Raw genomic sequence first — 10520 nt, forward strand, 5'->3', positions numbered from 1 at the left:
TACGGGAAGGGAACGGGACACAGCAAGGAACCGGGGCCGCCGCGCGTGGCGTCAGTGGCGGCCGAACTCCCTTGGCAGCGGCCGGTTCAGGAAGAGGCGCAGCGGAAAGGCGTCGGCGATCACGCGGTAGCCCGCGGGGTTGAGATGCAGATGGTCGCCCGTGTCGAGGTCCGGGCGCAGGCGGCCCGGATCGGCCGTGTCCCGGGTCGCCCGGTCCAGGTCGACGACGGCGTCGAAGCGGCCGCTGGTCCGTATCCAGTCGTTGACCCGCTGCCGGGCCGTTTCGCGGTGGCCCGCCGCGTCGTCGTAGGGCGTGTTGCCGCCGAACGGCGTGAGGGTGGCGCCGTAGACGCGGATTCCCTGCGCGTGCGCGCGCACGACGATCTGGCCGTAGGCGGAGATGAGCCGGTCGGCCACGTCCCGCTGTGCGTCGGGGGTGGCGGGCGCGGTGCCGATGTCGTTGATGCCCTCGAAGACCACCAGCGAGGTGACACCGCTCTGCGCCAGCACGTCACGGTCCAGCCGGGCCAGGCCGTTCGGGCCCAGCCCGTCCTGGAGGATCCGGTTTCCGCCCGCCGCCTGGTTGAGCACCGCGGTGTCGGCCGTCCTGTGGTCGGCGCGCAGACGGGCCGTCAGCTGGTCCGTCCAGCGGTCGTTGTGGTTGCTGGTGGAGCCCCGGCCGTCGGTGAGCGAGTCGCCCAGCACGGCGGTGGCCCGGGTGCGCGCCGGTGACCACACCTCGACGCCGCTCAGGAAGTACCAGTGCTCGACCGAGGCCGCGCCGGGCAGGTCCGTGGCGTCGGCATGGTCGCCGCGCAGCATGTGGGAGGCGGTGCGCGAGCCGGGGTGGGAGGTGATGGCCGTCGACTGCTGTCCGGTGGCCAGGTACATCGTCACCGTGAGGTTCGTGCCGGGCCGCAGCCGGAGGTCGAGGGGGTCGGAGACCACCAGCGCGCCCGTCGGCACCGTCGTGGCGGCACGGCCGTCGAAGGTGACGGGCCGGGAGCTGCCCGGTTCGATCGCGCTCACCCCGGCCCCGCCGCCCTCGGGGAGGGCCACGGAGACGCGGGAGATGGGCAGGGGCGCGCCGCCGAAGGCGTTGGAGAAACGGAGCCGCAGCTGACGGCCGCCCACCGAGAGGTGCACGGTCTGCCGCAGGGTGCTGTCGGCGAACACCGCGCCGTCCTGGGTGTACGGCGGGGGCGGCATGTTGCCCGGCTCGGTCAGCTGCGGCATGGACGTCCAGGTCCCCACCCAGTGGCCGCCCGGACGCGGCCCGCTTCCCTCGCCGGCGGACGCGCCGCCCGCCCGGCTCCGCTCCGCACCCTGGGCGACGGACACCAGCGCCACGGTGAGGAGAACCGCCACCAGCGGACCAAGTCTTCGAAGAATTCCTCGCACGACAACGTCCTTTCCAGCACGGGGACTTGACCCACCCACCCTGCCCACCGGGGTGCCGCGGTACCCCCGCTACGATCGGTACGTCACGTGAGCCCGTTCCGGGGGAGGGACACTCATGGCCGAGCCGACCGCGACCCGCCGTACCGACACGCCCGCCGTCGCGCTGGGCCCGACCGCACTGGTCCTCGGTGTCTTCTCCGTCGTCGGTGTCCTCGCCATCGTCGGGGTACTGCCGTCCATGCTGCTGTCCTTCACCCTCCCTCTGGTGCCCATCGCGGGGGGCCTCGCCGTCGCCCTCGGCGCCATGGGCATCCACCACGCCCGCCGCGGCGCGGGCCGTCTGTGGACGGCCATCGCCGGAACCGCTCTCGGCGGTGTCGGCTTCGGGGGTGTGGTCGCTCTCCTCTTCATGGTCAGCGGCTGAGAGATCGGTTGACTGGCACCCCTCTCGTTGTGCTGCGATCGCGCACGCCTCATTCACCTGCGTAGATGGAACGCGTGGAATTCCGATACGTCGGAGGTCTTCCCTAGCTGCTCCAACCCCTGCACCATGCCGGGTAGTTCACCACCAGGTATGGGAGGCACATACGTGACCCCGACGACAGGGAACGGGATCTCTCGAAGAGGTGTGATCGGCTCGGCGGCCGCCGTCGGCGCCGCGGGCTGGCTGGCGGGATCCGGCACCGCTTGGGCCGCGCCCCAGCAGCCGAACGGGGCGGGAGACCTCACCGAACGCGTGGTCAGGGCCGCCGCCTTGCGGTGGCGGCGGATGCCGGGCGACTGGAAGGACGGGCCCTTCCTCGCCAACGGACTGCTCGGCGTCCAGGTCTACCGGGGCGCCACGCCCAACTCCGTGAAGGTCATGGTCAGCCACGGCCAGGTGCAGGACCAGCGGCCGCAGTGGCGCGCCCCGTACGGCTTCTCCCGGCTGCCCATCGGCCACTTCGACCTCATCCTGGCCGGGGAGGTGACCGGCGTCGACTGGACCCTCGACCTCTGGGACGCCGAGCTGCGCGGCACCGTCACCACCACCCGGGGCAGCGTCCGCTTCTCGATGCTGGTGCACAACTCCCGTACCGCGCTGCTGATCTCCACCCGGCCCAGCGCGGGCGAGACCGCGGCGGCCTGGTCGTTCACCTGGCTGCCCGCCGCCTCGCCGCGCACCAAGGACAAGCCCGCCGACTACACGGGCAACCCCGACCCCCGCACCGGCCACGCGGGCGACACCGGATACGTGGAGCAGCCGCTGATCGCGGGCGGCGGCTGGACCACCGCGTGGCGCGAACGGCGCGTCGGCACCGGCAGACTGCTCGCCGCGCACATCGTCTACCGCCATCCCGGCGAGCTGTCGCGCACCACCGGGCTGGCCGTCGCCGAAGTGGCCCGTACGCTGTCCGCCGACCCCGAAGAACTGGTGCGCGAACACCGCGCCTGGTGGCACCGCTTCTACCGGCGCAGCCTGCTGTCCGTACCCGACAAGCGGCTCCAGGACTTCTACTGGATCCAGCTCTACAAGGCGGCCTGCGCCACCCGCGCCGACGGCCCCTCGATGTCCGAATGGGGTCCGTGGTATCCGGAGACCGGCGGCAGCTGGACCGCCGTGTGGTGGAACCTCAACGTGCAGATCGCCACCTGGCTGATCCAGGGCTCCAACCACCCCGAACTCGACTCCGTCACCTCCACCTTCAAGACCTTCGAGAAGAACCTGCCGCTCTCCGTGCCGCCGGAGTACCAGGACGGGCAGACCTACGCCCTCGCCCACCCCTCCGACTGGATGCTGCGCCCCGGCGCCAAGACGGTCGGCATCCCCGGCACCGCCACCAAGACCGACAACAACGGCAACCTCATCTGGGCCATGCACAACGTCTGGCTCAGCTACCGCCACACCATGGACACCCGCATCGTGCGCGACGTCCTCTACCCGGTCCTCGTCAAGGCGGTGAACTTCTACGACCACTTCCTCTACGAGGGCTCCGACGGAAAGCTCCACCTCCCGCTCACCCGCTCGCCCGAGTGGGCGGACGCCGAGGACTGCACCTACGACCTGTCCCTGCTCCGCTGGGGCTGTGCCACGCTCCTCGACTGCCTGCGGATCCTCCGTACGGACCATCCGCGCGCCGCGCGCTGGCGCGAGGTCCTGAAGCGCCTGGTGGACTATCCCAGCGACGCCACCGGCGTCATGATCGGCGCGGGCAAGCCGCTCACCGAATCCCACCGCCACTTCTCCCACATGCTGTGGCTGTACCCGCTGCACGAACTGGGCTGGGACCGGCCCGGCAACCGCGACATCATGCGGACCACCTTCGACCACTGGGTCAAGGACCGTGCCCTGTGGGCCGGTTACAGCTACGCCGCCGCCTCCTCGATGGCCTCGCGGATGGACCGCCCCGAGGAGGCCCTGGACTTCCTCACCTACTTCACCGGCGGCAATGTCATCAACAACGCCTGGATGACCGAGAACACCATGTACGTCGAGGGCGGCAACCTCGGCATCGAGAGCCCCCTCACGGCCACCCAGTCGGTGCTGGACATGGCCGTGCAGAGCGACGGCGGCGTGGTGCGGGTCTTCCCCTCCGTGTCCCGGCGCTGGCCCGACGCCTCGGTCCAGTCCCTGCGCGCCCAGGGCGCGTTCCTCGTGGACGCCGACCGCGCGGGCGGCCGCACCCGGTGGGTGCGCGTCCACAGCGAGGCGGGCGCGCCGCTGGTGCTGGACCACGGCATCCGCGGTGCCGTCGACGTACGGGACGAGCGCGGCAGACGGCTGCCGTACCGGGAGACGGGGCCGGGCCGCATCGAGGTCCCGCTCCGCCGGGACGGGACGGCCGTCGTCGCCCCGCGCGGCACTCGCCCCGAAACGGGCCCGCGCGACGTACCGGCCGTCGGCGACGCGAAGCCATGGGGGCTGCCGGACTAGGGGGGACACCCCCTGGTCACCCCTCGTCGGAAAGCCACTCCAGGGCGAACCAGAGGTCCATGCGGACGGCCGGGTCCTGGAGGTCGGCGCCGAGGAGTTCGGCGACCCGGGTCATGCGGTGGCGTACGGTGTTGCGGTGGACCCGCAGCTCGGCGGCCGTACGGTCCCAACTGCCGTGGAACGTCAGCCAGGTGCGCAGGGTGCCGACCAGGACGTCGGCGCCCGGCGGCCCGGCCCGGTCGAGGGCGGCGAAGCGCGCACGGGCGAACTCCCGGGCGTCGGCGGGCGAGACGAGGCTGTGCACGGCCGGTGCGGTGGCCTCGTGCACCACGGCCGGTACGTCGGAGGCGATGGCGCGTTGCAGGGCCCGTGCGGCTCTGGCGTCGGCGCGGGGCAGGTCGGCCGCGGCGGCGGGGTCGCTGAAGCCGAGGATCCACCCGAGGGCGGCGGCCTGGGCGGGGGCGTGCGCGCGGGTGCCCGGCGCACTGGGGACGAGCGCTCTCAGGGCCGGTCCTTCGATGTGCAGATAGGGCGTGCCCAGCGCCGTGCCGAGGGCGGCGAGCTGCGCGGGGTCCTCGGCACGCCGCGGCCCGGCTGCGGACCGGTCCCGCGCGGACCGGTGGGGGGCCTGCCGCCCGTGGACGACGATCCAGTGGTCGTGCGCCGGATGCTCGGAGGGTACGAGCGCGGGCGCCACCTCCGCCGGGGTGGCACCGAGCATGAGCCGCACCAGCGCCCCGACGCTGTGGCTGTCGGTGTTCAGCGCGTGCCGCGGGCTGGTGAGCAGCGACAGCAGGACGGTCGCCGTGCTGGTCACCTGGCGGTGGACGAGCGGCAGGGCCTCGGTGGTGGCCGTGGCGGCCTGGCCGAGGGCCAGGGTGGTGGTGCCGTCGGCGCCGGGCAGCGTGTGCACGGTCAGCCGCACACCGTCGTCGTGATCGGCCGCCGCCGCGGGAGGCGGCGGCCCGCCCGCGTCCCGGCCGGTGCGGGGGCGGGACGTCGTACGGACGGCGAGGTCGCGCAGCAGCCCGGGCACCGGGTCCGGGGGACGGCTGCCCGCGCGGAACAGTTCGTTTCCCCGGCCGTCGAAGAGCACCGACCAGGTGCCGGTGTGGGCGGTGAGCTGGGTGAGCACGGCCTGGAGCGCGTCGGGACGGGCGGCGGCCGAGGCGAGGGCCGACTGCGCCCGCGAGATCTTCTTCAGATCGCGGTTGCGGGCCTCGGCGATGGCGGCGTAGGCGGCCCGGCCGACGGCGACGAACGGGGTCCGGGGCGGCAGCCGCAGCAGGGGCAGCCCGTGGCGGTCGCACGAGGCGACGAGCGCGGCCGGTATCTCCTGGTGCACCGGGGCGACGCCGAAGCCGAGGGCGGCGACCCCGGCCGCCACCACGCGCGCCACATAGGTGTCGATGCCGTCCGCGTCGGGCGGCAGCCGCACCCCGGCGGTGAGCAGGAGTTCCCCGCCGACGAGATAGGGCGTGGGGTCCTCGATCTCGGTGGTGCCGACCGTGCCGATGCGCCGGTCATCGGCCGGTCCGGCGACCTGGCGCAGCCCCAGCGAGGGATCGGCGAGCAGCACACCAAGGGGGACGGAGGGTGGTTCGTGCTCGGTCACAAGGCAGGGATCCTCTCATCCCGCGGCACCGCGCCGGGGTGTCGGATTCGTCCAATGGACGGTTTCACATCGGGCGAATCCACGGGTTCAGGGCCAGTGTGCACCGTGGATAAGGTCACGCATCACCCCTAGGTCCTGTCCCGCGAAGATCCGCCGGACAGGGCCTGGCTCCACGCCGTACCGCTCCGGAGGACCTGATGGCCGTCGACTACCTCGTCATGCTCGGATATCTGCTGGCCATCGTCGGTGTCGGCTGGTGGGGCAAGAGACTCGCCGCCTCCAAGAGCGACTTCCTGGTCGCCGGGCGGCGGCTGGGCCCGCTGATGTACACGGGCACGATGGCCGCGATCGTTCTGGGCGGCGCCTCCACCATCGGCGGCGTACGCCTGGGCTACACCTACGGTGTCTCCGGGGCCGCGATGGTCTTCGCCATCGGTCTCGGGCTGCTGGCCCTCAGCGTCTTCTTCTCCGCCCGGATCGCCCGGCTGCGTGTCTACACCGTCGCCGACATGCTCTCCCTGCGCTACGGCGACGCGGCGAGCGTCATCTCCGGCCTGGTGATGTGGGTCTACACCCTGATGCTGGCCGTGACCTCGACGATCGCGTACGCCAGCGTCTTCGACGTGCTGTTCGACGTACCGCGCTGGGTCGCGGTCGTCGTCGGCGGAACCATCGTCGTGGGCTACTCGGCGCTCGGCGGCATGTGGTCCATCACGCTCACCGACATGGTGCAGTTCGTGATCAAGAGCGTGGGCGTGCTCGTCCTGCTGCTGCCCATCGCGGTGATCAAGGCCGGAGGGTTCTCCGCAATGGCGGAGAAGCTGCCGCACGGCTACTTCTCCCCGACCTCCATCGGCGGGCAGACGATCTTCACCTATGTGCTGATCTACACCTTCGGCATGCTGATCGGGCAGGACATCTGGCAGCGGGTCTTCACCGCCCGCAACGACCGGGTGGCCAGCTGGGGCGGTACGGCCGCCGGGATCTACTGTCTCGTCTACGCCCTGGCCGGGGCCTTCATCGGCATGGCCACCAAGGCGCTCTACCCGCATCTGGCCAGCGCCGACCAGGCGTTCGCCACCATCGTCCAGCACACCCTGCCCATCGGGATCAGGGGGCTCGTCCTCGCCGCCGCCCTGTCGGCGATGATGTCCACCGCCAGTGGCGCCCTGATCGCCTCGGCCACCGTGGCCAACAACGACATCTGGGCCCGGCTGCGCCGTGGCGCCCGCGCCACGGAGATCGAGGGCGGCCCGGACGACCGCGACGAGATCCGCTCGAACCGGCTGGCCATCGTGATCCTCGGCGTGGCGGCCATCGTCATCGCCTGCGTCCTGGGCGATGTCCTCGCCGCCCTCACCGTCGCCTACAACCTCCTGGTCGGCGGCCTGCTGGTGCCCATCCTCGGCGGGCTCGTGTGGAAGCGCGGCAACCTGCCCGGCGCCCTCGCCTCGATGATCGCGGGCGGCGTCACGGTGCTCACGCTCATGGTGACCGAGGGCCTTCTCGCCAACGAGCCGATCTACTTCGGCCTGCTCGCCGCCCTCGTCGCCTACGTGGCCGTAAGCCTCGCCACCAAGCCGACCGAGGAGGCCGCGGTCGACGCCTGGCGCCGCCGCCTGGCGGGCGAGGAAAAGATCACCGCGCCGGAACCGGCCCCGGCGTCCGTCTGAGACCGATCGACTCCTCCGTCACCCCCACGACCGAAGCGACCGAAGGACACAACCCCGTGACCGCATCCACGCCCCACCCCACCGAGGAACTGCGGCTGCGCCGCGAACTCGCGGCGGTCTACCGCCTGGTGGCGCACTTCCGGATGACCGACCTGATCTTCACCCACATCAGCGCCCGCGTCCCCGGCCCCGAACACCACTTCCTGATCAACCCCTACGGTCTTCTCTTCGAGGAGATCACCGCGTCGAACCTGGTCAAGGTCGACCTGTCCGGCCGCCCCGTCGAGGAGACCCCGCACCCCGTCAACCCCGCCGGGTTCGTCATCCACAGCGCCGTCCACGCCGCCAGGACCGACGCCCAGTGCGTCCTGCACACCCACACCAAGGCCGGTTGCGCCGTCGCAGCCCAGGAGGACGGGCTGCTCCCGCTCAACCAGATCTCCATGGAGTTCTACGGCAGGCTCGGCTACCACGACTACGAGGGCGTCGCGCTCAACCTAGCCGAACAGCGGCGGCTCGTCGCCGACCTCGCCGGCCACCCGGCGATGATCCTGCGCAACCACGGGCTGCTCACCGTCGGGGAAACCCCCGCCCAGGCATTCCTGCGCATGTACTACCTGGACAAGGCGTGCGAGATCCAGGTCGCGGCGACCGCCGGGGGAGCGAAACCCGTCCTGCCGTCCCCGGACGTCTGCGAACTGACCGCCCGTCAACTCGCGGGGGAGGACCAGGACTCCGACTTCCAGGACGACAAGGCGTACGACTTGGCCTGGTCGGCGCTGCTCCGGCTCGTGGAGCGCATCGCCCCCGACTACCAGGACTGACGAAAGACGGCGGGGCGGAGGAGGGTCAGGACCGCGGCGGGCGGGTCTGCTCGGCGCGCTCCGCCTGCTCCGCCCGCTTCTCCTTGATCCGCACCGCTTCCTTCCGCACCTCGGCCTGGGTGGCGCGCTCCTTCTCCAGCCACTCCGGACGCTCCGCCTTCAGGGCGTCGATCTGCTCGGTGGTGAGCGGTTCGGTGATGCCGCCGCGCGCCAGCCCCGCGATGGAGGTGCCCAGCTTCGCCGCGACCACCGGCCGGGGGTGCGGGCCGTTCCGGCGCAGCTCCCGCAGCCACTCGGGCGGATCGGTCTGGAGGGCGTTGAGTTCGGCGCGCGAGACGACACCCTCCTGGAACTCGGCGGGGGTGGCCTGGAGGTACACACCCAGCTTCTTCGCCGCGGTCGCGGGCTTCATCGTCTGGGTGGTCTGGTGCGACTTCATGCCGTCAAGGGTATCGAGCGCGGACGCGGCCCCGGACCACGGCCTCGGACCGCGGCCCCGTACCGCGACCGGTAGCCTGGCGGGGTGACAGGCTCGGAAGAATCCCCTACGTTCCGGCTCGCGTATGTCCCGGGGGCGACGCCCGCCAAGTGGGTGCGGATCTGGAACGAGCGCCTGCCCGACGTCCCGCTGACCCTCGTCGACGTGACCGCCGCCGAAGCCCCCGAGGTGCTGCGCGACGGCGGCGCCGACGCGGGGCTCGTACGGCTGCCGGTGGACCGTACGGTGTTCAGCGCGATCCCCCTCTACACCGAGACGAGCGTGGTCGTGGTGCCGAAGGACCACCTCGTGGCGGCGGTGGACGAGGTGACGGCCGGGGATCTGGCCGACGACATCGTGCTGCACCCCCTCGACGACGTGCTCGGCTGGGAGCGCCCGCCGGGACAGCCCGCGATCGAGCGCCCCGCCACCACGGCGGACGCCATCGAGCTGGTGGCGGCCGGGGTGGGGCTGCTGGTCGTGCCGCAGTCGCTGGCCCGGCTGCACCACCGCAGGGACCTCACGTACCGGCCGGTCACGGACGCGCCCCAGTCGAGCGTGGCGCTGTCGTGGCCGGAGGACGCGCACACCGATCTGGTGGAGGACTTCATCGGGATCGTCCGGGGCCGGACGGTCAACAGCACCCGTGGCCGTACGCCGCCCCCGGCCCAGCAGAAGCGCAAGCCCGCGGCGGACAAGCCGCGGCCCGGGAAGACCACATCCGGGAAGGCGGCGTCCGGTAAGGCGGCCGGGAAGAACCCGCGGGGCCGTACCGCTGCCCCCAAGGGCGCCAAGCGCGGCAAGCCCCGCCGCCGTTCCTAGCGTCCCGGCGCCCCGGCCCGTAGCCCGTCCATGACAAGGTCCAGCAGCCGTCCGGCGCGCGATTGCCAGTCACCCTGCGGGTCGATCTGCCACAGCCCGGCGATGGCGAGCATGAAGTCGTCGGGGGTGACCCCCGGGCGGATGGTGCCCGCCTCCTCGTTCGCCGTCAGCAGGAGCGTGACGGCCGAGGTCAGCGGGGGGCGGGCCAGCTTGACCAGGCTGCCGTGCGAGCTGATGGCCTTGTGGAGCGCCGCGGCCAGGCCCGCCTTGGTCATGGCGTACCGGGCGAGGCGGTCCATCCACTCCCGCAGCGCCCGGTCCGGCGGGCGGGTGCACAGCAGTTGGGCCGCGGCGTCGGCGACCTGCTGCACCTCGTAGCGGTAGACCTCCAGGACGAGGGCCTCGCGGTTGGGGAAATTGCGGTAGAACGTGCCCTGCCCGACGCCCGCCTTCTTCGCGATCGTGCTCAGCGGGGCGTCCGCCGAGCACGTCAGCTCGGCCAGGGCCACTTCCAGGATGCGCTCGCGATTCCGTTGCGCGTCCGAGCGCTGGGGGGCGTCCTTCTTCTCCCGCACCCGTCCTCCTCTCCGGTATCGCGTCCGCGGGAATAGCCGCTGGACCGCCCTTGCTGACCGGACAGCTGTCCGATAGGTTCAAACCTGCCGGACAGTTGTCCGGTTAGGGCTACGATAGCGGCAGAACCGGCCGGTGCGAACGGCCGGTACCGCTCGCCACCCTTCTGCCCCTTCCGGGCCCGTCCCGCACCGCCTGCCCGGATCATCTCGCTCGACGC

The 10520-nt window shown here is 72.1% G+C and carries 9 protein-coding genes; 5 read left to right on the plus strand and 4 right to left on the minus strand.

Going from position 1 to position 10520, the window contains the following annotated elements:
* Positions 1 to 51: 51 nt before the first annotated feature.
* Complete coding sequence (locus ACH4TL_RS09865) at positions 52 to 1401, minus strand: SGNH/GDSL hydrolase family protein (protein WP_398309221.1); 1350 nt, start codon at positions 1399 to 1401, stop codon at positions 52 to 54.
* Positions 1402 to 1516: 115 nt separating this feature from the next.
* Between ACH4TL_RS09865 and ACH4TL_RS09870 the strand changes: the two genes are divergently transcribed.
* Together ACH4TL_RS09870 and ACH4TL_RS09875 are read left to right on the plus strand one after the other, a co-directional pair.
* Positions 1517 to 1825, plus strand: coding sequence for a hypothetical protein (locus ACH4TL_RS09870; RefSeq protein ID WP_398309218.1), 309 nt, complete (start codon positions 1517 to 1519; stop codon positions 1823 to 1825).
* 165 nt (positions 1826 to 1990) lie between these two features.
* Positions 1991 to 4315: a glycosyl hydrolase family 95 catalytic domain-containing protein gene (locus ACH4TL_RS09875; RefSeq protein ID WP_398309214.1), complete on the plus strand. Its 2325-nt coding sequence runs from the start codon at positions 1991 to 1993 to the stop codon at positions 4313 to 4315.
* A gap of 16 nt (positions 4316 to 4331) precedes the next feature.
* Here the strand turns inward: ACH4TL_RS09875 and ACH4TL_RS09880 are convergent, their stop codons facing one another.
* Positions 4332 to 5930, minus strand: coding sequence for a PucR family transcriptional regulator (locus ACH4TL_RS09880; RefSeq protein WP_398309211.1), 1599 nt, complete (start codon positions 5928 to 5930; stop codon positions 4332 to 4334).
* A 197-nt stretch (positions 5931 to 6127) separates the two neighbouring features.
* On the opposite strand from ACH4TL_RS09880, the gene ACH4TL_RS09885 reads away from it, so the two are divergent.
* Both ACH4TL_RS09885 and ACH4TL_RS09890 read left to right on the plus strand, forming a co-directional pair.
* Complete coding sequence (locus tag ACH4TL_RS09885) at positions 6128 to 7603, plus strand: sodium:solute symporter (RefSeq protein WP_398309208.1); 1476 nt, start codon at positions 6128 to 6130, stop codon at positions 7601 to 7603.
* Between the two features lie 56 nt (positions 7604 to 7659).
* Positions 7660 to 8427 carry a class II aldolase/adducin family protein gene (locus tag ACH4TL_RS09890; RefSeq protein ID WP_398309205.1) on the plus strand — a complete coding sequence of 256 codons (768 nt, stop codon included), beginning with the start codon at positions 7660 to 7662 and terminating at the stop codon, positions 8425 to 8427.
* A 25-nt stretch (positions 8428 to 8452) separates the two neighbouring features.
* Here ACH4TL_RS09890 and ACH4TL_RS09895 read toward each other — a convergent pair whose 3' ends face one another.
* Positions 8453 to 8866, minus strand: a complete 414-nt coding sequence (locus ACH4TL_RS09895) for a DUF5997 family protein (RefSeq protein ID WP_398309202.1) — start codon at positions 8864 to 8866, stop codon at positions 8453 to 8455.
* An 84-nt stretch (positions 8867 to 8950) separates the two neighbouring features.
* On the opposite strand from ACH4TL_RS09895, the gene ACH4TL_RS09900 reads away from it, so the two are divergent.
* Positions 8951 to 9727, plus strand: a complete 777-nt coding sequence (locus ACH4TL_RS09900; RefSeq protein ID WP_398309199.1) for a LysR family substrate-binding domain-containing protein — start codon at positions 8951 to 8953, stop codon at positions 9725 to 9727.
* Here ACH4TL_RS09900 and ACH4TL_RS09905 read toward each other — a convergent pair.
* On the minus strand, positions 9724 to 10302 hold the full coding sequence (locus ACH4TL_RS09905) for a TetR/AcrR family transcriptional regulator (RefSeq protein ID WP_398309196.1): 579 nt from the start codon (positions 10300 to 10302) through the stop codon (positions 9724 to 9726). The two genes, ACH4TL_RS09900 and ACH4TL_RS09905, sit on opposite strands and share 4 nt — an antisense overlap.
* Positions 10303 to 10520: the final 218 nt, after the last annotated feature.

Source organism: Streptomyces sp. NPDC021115 (assembly GCF_044333065.1).
GTDB lineage: Bacteria > Actinomycetota > Actinomycetes > Streptomycetales > Streptomycetaceae > Streptomyces.